A 15,334-nucleotide genomic window follows, 5' to 3' on the forward strand; every position below is an offset into this window, starting at 1 on the left:
GCGCTGCCCGCAGGTGCGTTCACGGCCGAGACGGAGGATCAGTGCCCGACGACCAGCAGCCGGCCGCGAGCGGCGCGACCTCGCCCGCCGACCGCCCCACGCCGCGGTCCGCCACCGACCTGCCGACGCTGCGCCGGCCCGCCGGCCCGCCGCGGAAACCGACCGACAACCGGCCCGCAGGCGTCGTCGCCGGCTGGATCACCAGGGGCGGGTCCGGGCCGTGCTACGGGCTGATGGACGAGAACGGCACCGAGTACGCGGTGTACGGCCCGAACGCCGGCGAGCTGCGCAAGGGCGAACTGGTCACACTGCGGCTGACCGCCCGGGACCGCTCCGTCGACTGCGGACCCGGCATCCCGATGCGGATCATCGAGGAGTGACGAACGGCAGCGGCACCCGCACGCGTCCGGGCGTCCGGGCCGGGTGACCGCCCGGAGAAATCCCTGATCCTCGTCACCTGCGGGTCCGGTGGGTGACCGGCGGTCCTAGGCTGTGCCCCATGACCGACCAGCGCGGCGGACCCGTCGACGAGTCCTGCGTCCTGCCCGAAGGGCCGTGGACGCACCGGTTCGTCGGCGCCAACGGCAGCCGGTTCCACGTCGTCGAGGCGGGCACCGGCCCGATGGTGCTCTTCCTGCACGGCTTCCCCGAATACTGGTACGCCTGGCACGAGATGCTGCCGGCGGTCGCCGACGCGGGCTTCCGCGCGGTCGCTGTCGACCTGCGCGGTTACGGCGCGAGCGACAAACCACCCCGGGGGTACGACGGCTACACGCTCGCCGCTGACGTCGCCGGCCTGATCCGGGCGCTCGGTGAGCGGTCCGCCACAGTGGTCGGCACCGGCGCGGGCGGGCTCATCGGCTGGACCGCCGCCTCCTTCCACCCGACCCTGGTCCGGCGGCTCGTGGTGCTCGGCGCGCCGCACCCGCTGCGGCTGCGCGCGGCCATCTTCGCCGACCCGCGCGGGCAGTTCACCTCGGCCACCGCGACGCTGAAGTTCCAGCTCCCCCGCTACGAGCACGTCCTGGCGCGGGACGGCGCCGCCGAGGTGGAGGAGATCCTGCGCCGGTGGGGCGGCCCCCGCTGGGTGTCCGGGCCCGACTTCGCCGACTACGCCCACTGCTGCCGGGTGGCGATGCAGATCCCGCAGGCCGCGTTCTGCGCGATGGAGGGCTACCGGTGGGCGTTCCGCTCGGTGCTGCGGCTGCACGGCTACCGCTTCGTGAAGCTGATGCAGAAGCCGCTGGTCACGCCGACCCTGCAACTGCACGGCGCGCTCGACCAGGCCTCGCTCCCCCGCACCGCCCAGGGCTCCGGCCGCTACGTCACCGCCCCGTACGAGTGGCGGCTGCTCGACGACGTGGGCCACTTCCCGCACGTGGAGGCCCGGGACGTGGTGCTCGGCGAGATCCTGCGCTGGGCGAAGTCCTGACTCAGACCCGCTGCTCGCCCAGGTCGGCCACCTGGGTCGCGGGCGCCCAGCCCTGGTAGACGCCGAAGTCGAACGCCTCCAGCCCCATCGCCTCCGCCACCGGCCAGCGCCCGCCGGTGTACTCCAGCCGCAGCCAGCCGTCGTGCTCGGCGAGCACGATGAACGGCTGTCCCTGCCAGGTGCAGGTGGTCCGTACGTACGCCAGATCCTCCACCTCGGCGGCCGGCACCACCCGGACGTACCGGCCGGGGCGTACCTCGGTGAAGCCTTCGCCGGGTCCGGGCTGGTAGAGGCGGATGTCGTCGCCGTCGGGGCTGGCCTGGTACTCCCGCCCGCGCCAGCGGGCCACGTAGCCGTCGCGGGTCACGCCTCGCCCGCCTTTCGCCACAGCAGTTCGTCGGTGTCCAGGACCGCTACCAGCTTGCTGTCACCGTCCGCGCCGACCCGCCACAGCTCGGCGCCGTGCGGGAGCCGGGCGCTGTCCACCTTGAACTCGGCGATCACGTCGCTGCTCTCCCCCGGCGCGAAGCCGTTGCCGCGGAACGGGGGCCGCTCGATCACCCAGCCCTCCATCGCCCGCATCGCCGCCTCGTTCGGGCCGCCGTAGGGGATCCGGTAGAGGCTCGGCCGGTAGGCGGGCCAGCGCAGCAGGTAGATCTCCTCGTCGTCCGGCGAGAACGGCGAGCCGGGGTGGCCGAGGCCGAGCGCCTGGTACAGCTCCGCCGGGGTACGCAGGTGCGCCAGTTCCCCGGCGCGGTGCACGAATCCGGAGACCCGGTCGTAGCCACGCTCCAGGTAGTACGCGAGCTGGCTGGCCGCGATCACCTTCTGCATGGTGACCGGCCGGTTCGCGGCGATCGTGGGCACATCCGGGCGCTGCCGCTCCGCCGGCTGCGGCGCGGAGGCCGGCTCCGGGTCGTCGCCGAGACCCACTTCGGCCGCCCAGTTGGCGAGCGCGAGGACCTGCTCTCCTGGATACGTCGCGCCGACCGGGCTGCCCGGGTTGACCCGGAACGACCAGGCCACGTCCGGCCACCGGCGGATGAGCCGGACGAACTTGACCCGTACCGTCTCGATCCGGCCCTCGGTGTGTTCGGCCAGGCGTTCCGGTGAGGTGTAGACCGAGACGCACATCCCGCCCTCGACCTGATCCGCGTGCCAGACGAAGCCGCTGTCACCCGGGCGGCTGTCGGCCGCCGAGTCGGGCGCGACCGGCAGCAGCACCCGGGCCAGCAGCAGGGTGGTGAGGAAGCCGTCGGTGCTGCCGCTGCCCGCGGCGGCCAGCAGGTCCTCCTCGACGTCGTTCGCCGGCACGAATTCGGCGGCCGTCCCGTCGCCCGACGGCGGATCGTCAGTCGTTTCGGGGGCCGCGGGCTCCGCCGTGTCCGGCGCCTGCGTGGACAGCGCCACGGTCGGCTCACCGGTCGCGAACAGCGAGGTGGTGACCGGCTCGTCGCCGGTCGCGGGCTCGAAGAGGGACACGGTCGGCTGTTCCGCCGGCACAGGGTCGGACAGGGACACGGTCGGCTGTTCCGCCGGCACGGGGCCGGACAGCGGCGCGGTCGGCTCCGCCGTCGCCGGTTCGAACAGCGAGACCGTGGGCTCGGCGTCGGTGAGGCCGGGAATCGGCGCGGTCGGCTCGGCTGACGACGCGGGTGCGAAAAGCGACACCGTCGGTTCGGCCTCGGCCGACGGGGACGACGCGAACAGCGGCGCGGTGGCGTCCGCTGCGGGAGCCGGCGGCTCGAACAGGGACGTCGTGGACTCGGACTCCGACGCGAGCGACACAGTCGGCTCGTCGGCCGGCGCACCCCGGTCGGTCACACCGGTGGCCCCGGTTCGGCTCGGCGTCGGCTCGGTGAGGTCCACCGTGTCGTCGGCGACCGGCGGGTCCACGGAGAGCGACATGGTCGGGTCGGCGCCGGCCCACGGCGTGGCCGCGTCTTCGGCCGGTTCCGCGCGCACCGGACCGGCCGGCTGCGGGGACCAGAGCGGCGCGGGCTCGGTCAGGTCACGGGCCTCGACGACGGTGCCCTCGATGACGATGGGTGTGAAGTCGCGGCGTGAGACGGGCGGCGCGGAGACCGGTTCGGCGATCGACGGAGGCAACTCCTCCACCGGCTCGTCGAGCTTCTCCCACCGGGTCGTCCCGCCCTCGGTACCGTCCGGCGCGGCCCCCCACCCGTCAGCGGTGGCGGGGCCGGCGTTCGTCGCCGCGCCCGGCGCTGCGTCGGCCGGTCCGGCGTGGCGGCGGGGCAGCGCCTCGGTGGCGTCCTCGGGCGGGCGGGCCGGGCGGAACGCCTGAGTCGCCTCCTCCGGCCGGGGCACGGCCGACGACTCGTCGCTCCGGGCCGGGAAGGCGTGGGTCGGGCCCTCGCGTACCGGCTCGTTCAGCGGCCGTCTGCGCGGAAACGGCTGCCCGCCGGCGAACCGGGTCGGCGGGGCGGCTCGGTCGCCGGCCCGGCGCGACGGGTCCAGCGACGACGGGCGCCGGGCCGAGCGGCCACCGGACGAGGGCTCGAAGAACGAGCGGGAGGGCGGCGGTGCGGCGGCCACCGGTGACTCGTCTTCGGGTGCGGCCGGGTCGGCGGCGAAGGGGTCCGGCTCGTCCGGGCGGCGACGCAGATCGGTGAGCCAGCCGTCGAGGGCGTCCGTGCCCGATTCGGCGCCGGGGGCGGCCCGGCTCGGGACGTCGCTGTCCGGCGCGCGGCGGCGGGGCGCCACGCTGGGCAGCCGCCGTCCCAGGACCGAGGCGGCCCGCATCGGCACCGTGGCCGGCTCGTCGGTCTCCATCAGCCGCTCGTCGTCCCGGCCGGGCGCACCGGCAACCGGCGGCACGACCGGAGGCGGAACAGCGGCCGGCGGCACGGGAGCAGGGGGCACGACGGCAGGGGGTACGGGAGCAGGCGTGACGGCGGTCGGCGGGACGGGCACGGCGGGCGGGCGGGGTGCGGCTTCGGGCACCGTGTTCCGGGCTCTCCGGGTCGCGTTCTCCACCCGTTCCAGCCGGGCGCGGGCACCCATCGTCCGGCCGGGCAGCCGGACGTCGCCCCGGGAGAGCTGCGCCACGTACCAGGCGGGCAGGTAACCCTCGATCGGCAGGCCGGGGTTTACCGCGAGCCACCACTCGGGGTTGGGCCAGCCGGCCGCCAGATCCGGGTAGGCGACGCGACGGGTCGGCCCCGCGTTCTCCCCCAGGCTCGTGCGCATCGCGACGACGGAGGTGAAGGCCAGCACGTGGGTGCGGCCTCCGGAGGTCCAGGTGCCCCACCCGGCGGTCGGCCCGCTCGCGACCGGAAGCAGGAGATCGACACGGGTCAGCGCCCGGAAGTACTGCTGCTGGTCCTGCGCTCGCAGCGCGTCCCGCATCGCCACCTCGGCCTCGGTGGCCGGCTCCCATCCGGTCACGGCCACCTCTCCTTCCGCGAACAGGCCACAGGCATCGCCTACAACCTACAAGGTGACAGCAAGATCAGGACTCCTGGCCATCGACGGCCGGCCCCGACGTGGACGAGCCGCTAACATCCCGTTCCGGAGCCGACACGATACGGAGGTCGTCGATGTCCCGGCCAGTCGCGTACCCCGCCGTGGCCGTCCTGGCGACGCTCCTCGTCACGGCGGTTCCGGCCGCACCGGCGGCGGCTCGCGCGCCGGCCGGTTGCGCCTCGCCGCCCGCGCCGGCCCGGCCGGTCGCGGGCGAGCCGTGGCCACAGCAGCGGTACGCTCCGGACCGGCTCACCCCGCTCGCGACAGGTGCCGGGATCCTGGTCGCGGTCGTCGACTCGGGGGTGGACCGGTCCCACCCGCAGCTGACCGGCCGCGTTGTCGACGGCGTCGACTTCCTCGACCGGGGCGGGGACGGCACCCGGGACTGCGCCGGCCACGGCACCGGGGTGGCGAGCATCATCGCCGCCGCGCCGCAGCCCGGTGTCGCGTTCCGCGGTCTCGCGCCGGACGCGCGCATCCTGCCGGTACGGGTCAGCGAGCAGCAGGTCGTCGAGGGGCGGGAGTCGGGGCGCACGGTCGACGCGGCCGGGTTCGCCCGGGCCATCCGCTGGGCCGTGGACCACGACGCCGACGTGCTCAACCTCTCGGTCGTGCTGTACGCGGACGACCCGGCCGTACGCGCCGCCGTCGCCTACGCCGTGCGGCGGGACGTGGTGGTGGTGGCCGCCGCCGGAAACCTGCACGACAACGGGGATCCCCGACCCTACCCGGCGGCGTACGAGGGGGTGCTCGGCGTCGGCGCGATCGGGCGGGACGGGACACGCTCCGCGTTCTCCCAGACCGGCCCGTACGTGGACGTGGTCGCACCGGGCAGCGAGGTGCTGATGGCGGCGCCCCGGGCGGGACACCAGCGGGCGGAGGGAACCAGCTACGCCACTCCGTTCGTGGCCGGTACTGCCGCGCTGCTGCGCCAGTACCGGCCCCGGCTAAGCGCGGACGAGGTGGCCGGCCGGATCGTGGCCGCCGCCGACCCGGCGCCGGGGCGGGACGCGGGCTACGGCGCCGGCGTGCTCAACCCGTACCGGGCGGTGACCGAGTCGGCCGGCGCGCCGGATTCCCGCCCCCGGCCGGGCGCCGCGCTTCCCGCCGACCGGCCGGATCCGGCAGCGCTGGCCCGCGGCTCCCGCCGGGACGCGGCCCGGGACCGGGCGGTGCTGGCCGCCGCCGTCGCGGGCGGAGCGGTGGTGCTCGTGGCGGCGTTGGCCCTGGTGCTGCCGCGCGGCGCACGCAGGCGGTGGCGGGCGGCGGACCCGGCCGCTCCGAGGTGATCTCTGGCCAGGTGCGGCGCCGCGCGGCCCGGGTCACCCGACCGGGCCGCGCGGCGCCGGCTCACTGGAACAGGTTGGCGTTGCGCTTCTCGGTGTCGAGGTAGTCGGTCGCGGAGTCCTCGACGGCGAGCTTGATGTCACGCAGCATCGCCTGGAGGTCCTGCGAGGCGGCCCGCCAGCGGGACTGCCGCACCTCGTACGCCTCGCGGGCCTCGCCGTTCCAGCTCGCCACCAGCGGGGCGGCGTCGCGTTCGAGCTGACCGAGCTGGCTCTCCAGCGTGGACAGCGCCCGTTGGATGTCGGCGCCCGCCTGTTGCAGGGCGGCGAAGTTGACGACCAGCACACCGTGCTCCATGGATTCGTTCCTTCCGGTTGTCAGAGCGGCAGCTGGATGCCGCGGTTGGTGCCCGCCACCCGGCCGGCGGCCTCGGTGTCGGAGACGTCGTAGTGGCGGCCGGCGCTGCGGATCGCGGTGGCGGTCTCGCGCAGGGCGCGCTGGAGGGCTGCCTGGTCCTGCGCCCACTGCTGCTTGACCTGGGCGAACGAACGCCCACCGGCGCCCCGCCAGGCCTGTTGCAACACCTCCAGCTCGGCCATCAGGCCGCTGAGCATGGTCTGGAGCGACTGGTCGACCTGCTCGAACTTCGCGGCGGTCTGCTGCATCACCGCGGCTTCTGCCTGGGTCTGGGACATCCCGGACGTCACCTCGTCTCCTCGGTCGTGGCTGGCCACCGTGTGACCACCGTGGACTCGTCGGCGGGAGTCCGGGGCCGGTGGAGGGGAAGCCCGGCGGCGGCGGACACGCAACTCGACGATTTCGTCGCTGACGGTAGCCGTCCGACTTCGGTTCTGCCACCCCTTCGGGCTCCCCTGTGGACAACTCGGCGACTACGATGAGCCACGGCAGCGTCACGCGGAGGCCCGGCGAGGAGGTGCGGTGACCGCGAGCACGTCCGAGCGGCCTGCGTCGGCCCCGGTCCGCTCACCACAGTGGACGAGCCGCCCGGCCGCCCGGCTGCGCTCCGGCCAGGTCGTGGCGACCCAGGTCGCCGCGGCATTGCTGATCGCGGCCGCCGGGCGGGGTGTGGTGCCGACGGCCGTCGCGTTGCTGTCGGCGACACTGCTGCTGCCGGCCGCGTGGGTACGGTTACGCGGGCGCTGGCTGCACGAGTGGCTCGTCACCGCCGCCGCGTACCTGACCCGGCGGCGCGCCCTGGCACCGGTGGCCGATCCGGCGGCGCTGCTGGAGTTGCTCCGGCCGGGCTCGGTGATCGGCGTGACGGAGGCGTCCGGCGGCGCGGCAGTGCTGCACGACGCCGCCGGACTGACCGCGCTGCTGGAGCTGGGCGACCCGGACGACCTGCTCGGCGACCACGCCCACGAGCTACCCACGCCGTTCGACCTGCTTCCCCCGACCGGTCCGGACGCCCCCGCGGTCCGGCTGCAACTGGTGTTCTCGTCGTCGCCCGCACCGGCGCCCGCTGTCGCCGCCGGTCCGGCCGGGACGTCGTACCGCCGGCTCACCGACGGGCGGGTGGCCGGGCGGGCGCGCGTGGTGCTGGCCGTCCGGGTGCTGCGCGCCGAAGGCTGGCCGGACGAGGACCTCTCGCGGGCCCTGTCCGGCACCCTGCGGCGACTCGTCCGCCGGCTCGGCCCGCTCACCGCCCGGCCGCTGGGCGGCGACGCGGCGCTGCGGGTGATCACCGAACTGGCCCACCACGAGCCCGGCGTCCCGGTACGGGAGACCTGGCCCCAGCTCTCGGTGGGTGGTCTGACGCAGGCCACCTGGCGACTGCGCCGGTGGCCGGATCCGCGTGGCGAGGCGACCCGAGGGCTGATCGGACAGCTGCTCGCGCTGCCGGCCACCGCCACCACGGTCGCGCTCACCGCCGGACCGCGCACCGGCACCGCACCGGTCCCGGCCGAGCTGGCGGTACGGGTGGCGGCCGGGAGCGCGGCCGAACTGTCGACGGCGGAACGCACGCTGCGCCGGATCGTGGGTGACGTCGGCGGCGAGTGGCGCCGCCTCGACGGTGAGCACCTGGCCGGGCTGGCCGCCACGCTGCCGTTGGCGGTGTCCGGTGGGGCCGCGTCCCCGGCCGGGTCGCCGCCACCCGCACTCGACCTGCCCCCGACCACCGCGGGGCTGATGGTCGGCGCGAACCGGCACGGCGCCGCGCTCACCGTCCGCCTGTTCCGCCCGGCCACGACCCGGGTGCTGCTGGTCGGCGGTGTGCCCGCGGCGCAACTGCTCGTGCTGCGGGCGCTGGCGCTAGGCGCGCGCGTGGTGGTGCAGACCGGCCGTCCCCGGTTCTGGGAACCGTTCGTGCGGGGTGTCGGGACGGTCGGCGGTGGCGTACCGCTGCTCCCGCCGGGCCGCCCGGTCGGTGGCGCGCCCGGCTCGCCGCTGCACCCGCTGTTGGTGGTGGTGGACGCCGGGCCGGTGCCGCCGGAGGCCGGACCGGCAGCCGCCTGGCAGTCGGTGCTGGTGGTCCGCGACGAGCTGACCCCGGCCGACACGCCCGCGCTGGCCCGCGCCGACCTGGCGGTCCTTCAGCCGCTCGACCCGGACGAAGCCGCCCTGGCGGGCGCGGCGCTGGGTCTGGGCGGCTCCGCGGAGTGGCTGACCCGGATCCGCGACGACATGGTGGCGGTGGTCAACCGGCGGGCCCTGCGCTGGGCGCTGCTCTCGCCCACGCCGGTCGAGTCGCAACTGGTCGGTCGGCCCGCCCGGCACTGACTGGCCGCACGACTTCCCCTGGTGGTACGGCCGTGGCACGATCCCGGCCATGGGTTTCCTGAAGAGTCTACTGATTCGCGTGGGTTCGACGGCGGTGGCGTTCTGGCTCGCCACCCTGCTCATCCCGGGCATCTCGCTCGACTCCGGCTCGGCCACCGAGACGGTGATCACGCTGGTGCTCGTCGCGGTCATCTTCGGCGTGGTGAACGCGGTGCTTCAGCCGATCATCAAGACCGTGGGGTGCGGCTTCTACCTGCTGACCCTCGGCCTGATCGCGCTGGTCGTGAACGGCCTGCTCTTCCTGCTCACCAGTTGGATCGCCGGTGAGGCCGGACTGCCCTTCCACGTGGACGGGTTCTGGCCGGAGGCGGTGCTGGGCGCGCTCTTCGTCGGCATCGTCACCTGGATCCTCGGCGCCGTCCTCGACCGCGACTGACCCCGGGGCCCCGGCCGGTCGCCGTGGTGACCGGCCGGGGCCACCAGGCCAGCAGCAGGGAATTGGCTGGCGAGAGGGCCGGGCGGGGGTACTAGCCTCGGCCGCGTGTTCACAGTGACCCGCGCGGACGGCTACGAGATCAGTACCGACCCGGACGGCAGGTGGCGGTCGCCCGGGTGGTCACCGACGGCGCCACGTTCGCCTGGCTCTGCGACGTGTACGTGGACCCGGCCGAGCGGGGCCGCGGGCTCGGCACCTGGCTGGCCGGCGCGGTCCGCGACCACCTGGGCGAGCTGGGCGTACGCCGGATCCTGCTGGCCACGCTCGACGCGCACGGGGTCTACGCGAAGATCGGCTTCCGGCCCGTCGCTGCGGATCTGTGGACGGAGCTGGATCAGCGGGTGACGCCGATCACCGATAAGGACCAGGAAAGCGGTTCACCACTTACAGTGAAGCGGTGAACCCGCTCCGGCTCGGCTACCTGTACGGCGTCGGCGCGTACCTGATCTGGGGTTTCTTCCCGATCTACCTGAAGCTGCTGCGCCCGGCCGGGCCGGTGGAGATCCTCGCGCACCGGATCCTGTGGTCGGTGGCGTTCGTGGCGTTGCTGCTGGCCGCCACCCGGCACGGCGGCTTCCTGCGCAAGCTGGCCCGGCGGCCCCGGGCGCTCGCCGGCATCGGGCTCGCCGCCGCGCTGATCGCCGTCAACTGGGGTACGTACATCTACGGTGTCAACTCCGACCGGGTGGTGGAGACGGCGCTCGGCTACTTCATCAACCCGCTGGTGTCGGTGCTTTTCGGCGTGCTCGTGCTGCGGGAACGGCTGCGTCGGGCCCAGTGGGCGGCACTCGGCGTCGGCGCACTCGCGGTGGCGGTGCTCACCGTCGACTATGGTCGCCTGCCCTGGCTGGCGCTCACCCTGGCGTTCAGCTTCGCCGGTTACGGCCTGGTCAAGAAGCGGCTCGCGTTGCCCGCCACGGAGGGGCTGTTCGTCGAGTCGGCGGTGCTGGCGCTGCCCGCCATGGCGTACCTGGGGTGGCTGTCGGCGCGCGGCGACTCGACGTTCGGGCACGTCTCGGCCGGGCACACCGCGCTGCTCGTGCTCGCCGGTGCCGCCACCGCGATCCCGCTGCTGCTGTTCGCCGGGGCGGCGAACCGGCTGCCCCTGTCCACTGTCGGCATGCTGCAGTACCTCGCCCCGATCCTCCAGCTCGGCTGCGGCGTGCTGATCTTCCACGAGCCGATGCCGCCGGCCCGGCTGGCCGGGTTCGCGCTGGTCTGGCTCGCCCTGGTGGTCTTCACCGCCGACGCGCTGCGCCACTCCCACCGCACCCGCGTGACCGCCCGCACCGCCGCCGTCCCGGCCCCCACCCCCACCCCGTCCCGCTGATCTTGCACTTGCTGCCCAGGCAAAGGGGCGAGAACGCCCGCACCGAGGGCCAGAAGTGCAAGATCGACGGGAGGGGAGGCGGGTCAGCGCAGGTCGTAGGCCAGGACTGGGGAATTCGCGCCCCGGAGCAGCTCCAGGCGGACCAGCTCGCCCTTGGTGAAGCGGGTGACGCCGGAGAAGCGCAGGTCGTCACCGGGGGCGGCCAGCCAGGAGCCGATCTGCTCCGTCGCGCCGTCCGGGCCGTGCGCCACCAGCCGGAACGTGTACGCCTCCCGGTGCCCGGCCCGCCTGTCGTACCCGCAGTGCATGGTGACCTCGGTGCCCCACGGCGTCTCGGTCAGCCCCACCTCGGCGTGCACCGGCACCGTCCCGGCCACCGGCCGCATGGAGGCCAGCGCCACCGGCGGCTTCGACGGCTCGGCCGGCGACTGCACCAGCCCCACCCCGACGCCCGCCAGCACGGCGAGCGCGGCGGCGGCGAGCGCCGTCAACGCGTACCGCCGGCGGGAGCGGGACCGGTCGCGGCGCTTGCGCTCGCGCGCGGCGTCGAGCAGCGCGGGCACCCGCGACGTCTCCGGCCCGACCTCCAGGAACTGCTCCAGCCCGGCCGGGTCGAGCCGCCCCAGCAGCCCGGGCAGCACGGCGATCTCGGCCACCGCCTCCCGGCACTGCGCGCAGCCGGCCAGGTGCCGCTCGTAGGCGACGCGGTCCGCCGGGGTGAGGGCGCCGAGCACGTACGCCCCGTCGTCGTGCGCGAACTCGCAGCGTGTCATCCGGTCACCCCCATCTCGGCCAGCGCCAACCGTAGTGAGCGCAGCGCGTAGTGGGTACGCGACTTCACCGTGCCCGGTGGTACGCCCAGCCGCGCCGCCGCCTCCGCCACCGAACGCCCCTGGTAGAAGCACTCGACCAGCACCTCCCGGTGGGTCGGGCTGAGCCGGTTGAGCGCCTCGGCGACGGTCCACGCCTCCACCGCGCGCTCGGTCTCGTCGACCGTCTCGGCGGTCTCCGGCAGCTCGTCCGTGTACACCTCACCCACCCGGGCCGAGCGCCGCCGCCACGCGTCGATCGCGAGGTTCCGCGCGGTGGTGAACAGCCAGGCGCGTACCGAGCCGCGCCGCGGATCCAGCGACTCGGGATGACGCCAGGCACGCAGCAGCGTCTCCTGCACCAGGTCCTCGGCGCGCGTCCGATCGCCGTTCACCAGCCGCAGGGCGTGCGCGTACAGCGCGTCGGCATGTTCGTCGTGCAGGGCGCGCAGCAGCTGGGCGTCGTGGTCGCTGATGGCGGTACCTCGCTTCCGGCGGCGGGGAAACCGGCGATGCGTTCGCCCTTCCATACGTGCCGTGACGCCGAACGGTTCATCAGCAGGTCAGCGCGGAGCTGTTCACGTCCGGTTCAGGTCCGGACCGATCGCCGCTCACCGTGCCCTGGCAGCGTCCGGCGGGTGGGCGCGCGGGCCGATCAGCCGTGCGCCTTTCGACATTGAGATCAGGAGGCACCACCTCATGAGCGACCGGTCTCGCCTGCTTCCGCTGCTGGGTGGCGCCCGCCACGGCAGCCGCGACGCGATGACCTGTCTGTACCGGTGCGGCAACGCGTGTGACCACCCGGTGCCCAACCCGACCGACAACCCGTACTTCGGCGACGTGGTCGACACCGAGATCTCCCGGCGCGGCGTGGTCCGGGCCGGCGCGGTCGGCGCGCTGGTGCTCGGCTTCGGCGGTGCCGCCGCGGGCGCGCTCGCCGGCGCCGCACCGGCCGCCGCCGCCCCCGCCGCCCCGCCCGCACCCGGCGGTGGCGAGGTGGCCGCCACCGGCGCGGGCCGCCCGGGTAGCGGCGCACTGACGTTCAAGCCGATCCCGCCGAACAAGCTCGACACCCTCGTGGTCCCGAACGGGTACGACCACTCCGTCGTGATCCGCTGGGGTGACGAGGTGGTGCCCGGCGCGCCCGCGTTCAGCCTCGGCCGGCAGACCGCCGCCGCCCAGTCCAAGCAGTTCGGCTACAACAACGACTTCGTCGGCGTGCTCCCGATCGACCGCCGCCGCGCGCTGCTCGTGGTGAACCACGAGTACACGAACGAAGACCTGATGTTCCCCGGCTTCACCAGCCAGGACGCGCTCACGGTGGAGCAGGTGCGGATCGCGATGGCCGCGCACGGCATGTCCGTGGTGGAACTGGAGCGGGTGGAGAACACCGGGCAGTGGCGGCCGGTACGGCGCGGCCGGCGCGAGTACAACCGGCGGGTCACCGCACTGGCCACGAAGTTCGAGCTGACCGGCCCGGCCGCCGGCTCGCCGTGGCTGCGTACCGCCGCCGACCCGAAGGGCCGGACGGTGATCGGCACGCTCAACAACTGCGCCGGTGGCGTCACCCCGTGGGGCACCGTCCTCTCCGGCGAGGAGAACTTCAACCAGTACTTCGTCGGCGGCGACGGGGTGCCGGAGGAGCAGAAGCCGAAGCTGGCCCGCTACGGCATCCCGACCGACGTGCGCCACCCGAGCGGCAGCCGCAAGTGGGAGCGGGCGGACGAGCGGTTCGACCTGGCCAAGCACCCCAACGAGGCGAACCGGTTCGGCTGGATCGTCGAGATCGACCCGTTCGACCCGCAGGCCAAGCCGCGCAAGCACACCGCGCTGGGCCGGTTCAAGCACGAGGGCGCGAACGTCATCGTGGCGCGCAACGGCCGGGTGGTCGCGTACATGGGTGACGACGAGCGCTTCGACTACCTTTACAAGTTCGTCTCGGACAAGAAGTTCATGCCGGGCAGGTCCGCGGTGGCGCGGCGGCACAACCTGACGCTGCTGGAGTCCGGCACGCTCTACGTCGCGAAGATCGAGGGCGACAGCCCCGCCGCCGAGATCGACGGTTCCGGCACGCTTCCGGCCGACGGTGGGTTCGGCGGCCGAGGCCGCTGGATCAAGCTGGTCAGCGGCAACCGCTCGTACGTCGACGGCATGACCGCCGCGGACGTGCTCACCTTCACCCGGCTGGCCGGGGACAAGGTCGGCGCCACCAAGATGGACCGGCCCGAGGACGTCGAGCCGAGCCTGCTCACCGGCAAGGTCTACGTGGCGCTGACGAACAACAGCGACCGCGGCAAGGCCGGCAAGGCGCCCGCCGACGAGGCGAACCCGCGCAACAGCAACCGGCACGGGCAGATCCTGGAGCTGGTCGAGGACCGCGGCGACAACACCGCCGAGACCTTCGCCTGGTCGCTGCCGATCGTCTGCGGCGATCCGGCCGACGCCTCGACCTACTTCGCCGGGTACGACAAGACGAAGGTCTCGCCGATCTCCTGCCCGGACAACGTCGCCTTCGACGCCACCGGCAACCTGTGGATCTCGACCGACGGCAACGCACTGGGCAGCAACGACGGCCTGTTCGCCACGGCCGTCGAAGGTCCGGAGCGGGGTCACCTGAAGCAGTTCCTCACCGTGCCGCTGGGCGCGGAGACCTGCGGCCCGTTCATCACCGACGACAACCGTTCGGTCTTCGTGGCGGTGCAGCACCCGGGCGAGGTCACCGGTGCGTCGGTGGAGAACCCCGCCTCCACCTGGCCGGACGGTGACTTCGCCAAGCCCGGCGTGGTGGTCACCTGGCGCCTCGACGGCGGCCCGGTCGGTAGCTGACCCATCCCGGGAGCGGTCCGGCGCTGGACCGCTCCGCGCGGGGCCGTCGACCCACCAGGTCGGCGGCCCCGCGTCAGTTCTGGGAGGCGATCCCGTCGGCGACGGCGCTCGTCAGTTCTCCGAGGCGATCCCGTCGGCGATGGCGCGGGCGGCGGTGAGCAGCTTGGCGCGGACCACCCGGGCGGAGGTCATCATCTCGCCGGCCGGAAGCGCGCAGGCCAGCACCACCCGGCGCTCGATGTCCTTGTCCGGGGCCACGAGCACCGCGGCGCACGCCACGCCCTGCCGGAACTGCCCCAGCTCCAGCTGCATGCCACGCCGGTCCCCGGCGGCCAGGTCGGCCTCGAACGCCTCGACCGTGGTGAGGGTGGCGGTGGTGAACGGGCGCATGCCGTACTCGCGCAGGTAGCGGAAGCGCTGTTCGGTGGTGAGCGTGGCGAGCAGGCTCTTACCGAGCGCGGTGGCGTGCGCGCCCTCGTCGAAGCCGGGCACGAGGTCTTCCATGTAGGGCGAGCGCGGCCCCTCGGCGGACGCGGTCACCGCCACCTGCCCGCCGACGAAACGGCCGAGGTAGTGGCTCCAGCCGGTGTCCGACGCCGCGCGACGCAGCGCCTCGCCCACCGCAGGCGGCCCGCGGAACGCGGTGACCAGCTCGCGGTAGCGGTCGGCCACCTCCAACCCCACGATGTACGTCCCGTCTTCGCGCCGGATCACGTAGCCCTCGTACGCGAGCGTGCGCACCAGGTGGTAGGTGGTGGCGACGGTCAGCTCGCAGCGCCGGGCGATCTGCTTCACGGTGAGCCCTCTCGGCGCACGGCCGACCGACTCAAGGACTCGAAGCGCGCGTGACACGCTGCGGATCAGGTCCGAAGGTTCCGCCAAGGGGTCGCGCACAACCACCTCCGCCGCCGGGGACTTACACCATA

General features: G+C 74.3%; 14 protein-coding genes and 1 pseudogene. 8 read left to right on the plus strand and 7 right to left on the minus strand.

The genetic code is table 11. The annotated features are described in order from the left end of the window. Positions 1–41 precede the first annotated feature (41 nt). Positions 42–380: a hypothetical protein gene (locus tag C569_RS0121290; protein WP_018787784.1), complete on the plus strand. Its 339-nt coding sequence runs from the start codon at positions 42–44 to the stop codon at positions 378–380. Between the two features lie 119 nt (positions 381–499). After that, positions 500–1,432 carry an alpha/beta fold hydrolase gene (locus C569_RS0121295; RefSeq protein ID WP_018787785.1) on the plus strand — a complete coding sequence of 311 codons (933 nt, stop codon included), beginning with the start codon at positions 500–502 and terminating at the stop codon, positions 1,430–1,432. A 1-nt stretch (position 1,433) separates the two neighbouring features. Here the strand turns inward: C569_RS0121295 and C569_RS0121300 are convergent, their stop codons facing one another. Continuing rightward, on the minus strand, positions 1,434–1,799 hold the full coding sequence (locus C569_RS0121300) for a hypothetical protein (RefSeq protein WP_018787786.1): 366 nt from the start codon (positions 1,797–1,799) through the stop codon (positions 1,434–1,436). Continuing rightward, positions 1,796–4,840, minus strand: coding sequence for an SseB family protein (locus C569_RS0121305; RefSeq protein WP_026268454.1), 3,045 nt, complete (start codon positions 4,838–4,840; stop codon positions 1,796–1,798). The genes C569_RS0121300 and C569_RS0121305 overlap by 4 nt, the downstream gene beginning before the upstream one ends. Positions 4,841–4,992: 152 nt before the next feature. Here C569_RS0121305 and mycP point away from each other — a divergent pair, with 152 nt between their 5' ends. After that, positions 4,993–6,207, plus strand: a complete 1,215-nt coding sequence (gene mycP / locus C569_RS0121310; RefSeq protein ID WP_026268455.1) for a type VII secretion-associated serine protease mycosin — start codon at positions 4,993–4,995, stop codon at positions 6,205–6,207. Between the two features lie 61 nt (positions 6,208–6,268). On the opposite strand, the gene C569_RS0121315 is transcribed toward mycP, so the two are convergent. Together C569_RS0121315 and C569_RS0121320 are read right to left on the minus strand one after the other, a co-directional pair. Continuing rightward, complete coding sequence (locus C569_RS0121315; protein WP_013473567.1) at positions 6,269–6,562, minus strand: WXG100 family type VII secretion target; 294 nt, start codon at positions 6,560–6,562, stop codon at positions 6,269–6,271. 20 nt (positions 6,563–6,582) lie between these two features. Next, positions 6,583–6,900, minus strand: coding sequence for a WXG100 family type VII secretion target (locus C569_RS0121320; protein ID WP_018787788.1), 318 nt, complete (start codon positions 6,898–6,900; stop codon positions 6,583–6,585). A gap of 244 nt (positions 6,901–7,144) precedes the next feature. Here C569_RS0121320 and eccE point away from each other — a divergent pair, with 244 nt between their 5' ends. The 4 genes and pseudogenes from eccE (at position 7,145) to rarD (ending at position 10,773) form a co-directional block, all read left to right on the plus strand. Beyond that, on the plus strand, positions 7,145–8,947 hold the full coding sequence (gene eccE / locus C569_RS0121325; RefSeq protein ID WP_018787789.1) for a type VII secretion protein EccE: 1,803 nt from the start codon (positions 7,145–7,147) through the stop codon (positions 8,945–8,947). A 49-nt stretch (positions 8,948–8,996) separates the two neighbouring features. Beyond that, positions 8,997–9,383, plus strand: coding sequence for a phage holin family protein (locus tag C569_RS0121330; RefSeq protein ID WP_026268456.1), 387 nt, complete (start codon positions 8,997–8,999; stop codon positions 9,381–9,383). 143 nt (positions 9,384–9,526) lie between these two features. Then, positions 9,527–9,844 (plus strand): annotated as a pseudogene (locus tag C569_RS30735) (GNAT family N-acetyltransferase); the annotation flags it as partial. Continuing rightward, a complete protein-coding gene (gene rarD / locus C569_RS0121340) occupies positions 9,841–10,773 on the plus strand; it encodes an EamA family transporter RarD (protein WP_018787792.1) in 933 nt (310 codons plus the stop codon). The pseudogene C569_RS30735 and the gene rarD, both read left to right, overlap by 4 nt. An 83-nt stretch (positions 10,774–10,856) precedes the next feature. On the opposite strand, the gene C569_RS0121345 is transcribed toward rarD, so the two are convergent. Beyond that, positions 10,857–11,546: an anti-sigma factor gene (locus C569_RS0121345; RefSeq protein ID WP_018787793.1), complete on the minus strand. Its 690-nt coding sequence runs from the start codon at positions 11,544–11,546 to the stop codon at positions 10,857–10,859. After that, positions 11,543–12,112 carry a sigma-70 family RNA polymerase sigma factor gene (locus C569_RS0121350; RefSeq protein ID WP_018787794.1) on the minus strand — a complete coding sequence of 190 codons (570 nt, stop codon included), beginning with the start codon at positions 12,110–12,112 and terminating at the stop codon, positions 11,543–11,545. The genes C569_RS0121345 and C569_RS0121350 overlap by 4 nt, the downstream gene beginning before the upstream one ends. A gap of 169 nt (positions 12,113–12,281) precedes the next feature. On the opposite strand from C569_RS0121350, the gene C569_RS0121355 reads away from it, so the two are divergent. Then, positions 12,282–14,408, plus strand: coding sequence for a PhoX family phosphatase (locus tag C569_RS0121355; protein WP_018787795.1), 2,127 nt, complete (start codon positions 12,282–12,284; stop codon positions 14,406–14,408). Positions 14,409–14,519: 111 nt separating this feature from the next. Here C569_RS0121355 and C569_RS0121360 read toward each other — a convergent pair whose 3' ends face one another. Further along, positions 14,520–15,302: an IclR family transcriptional regulator gene (locus C569_RS0121360; protein WP_026268458.1), complete on the minus strand. Its 783-nt coding sequence runs from the start codon at positions 15,300–15,302 to the stop codon at positions 14,520–14,522. Positions 15,303–15,334: the final 32 nt, after the last annotated feature.

Source organism: Micromonospora sp. CNB394 (genome assembly GCF_000374985.1).
In the GTDB taxonomy this organism is placed as follows: domain Bacteria; phylum Actinomycetota; class Actinomycetes; order Mycobacteriales; family Micromonosporaceae; genus Micromonospora; species Micromonospora marina.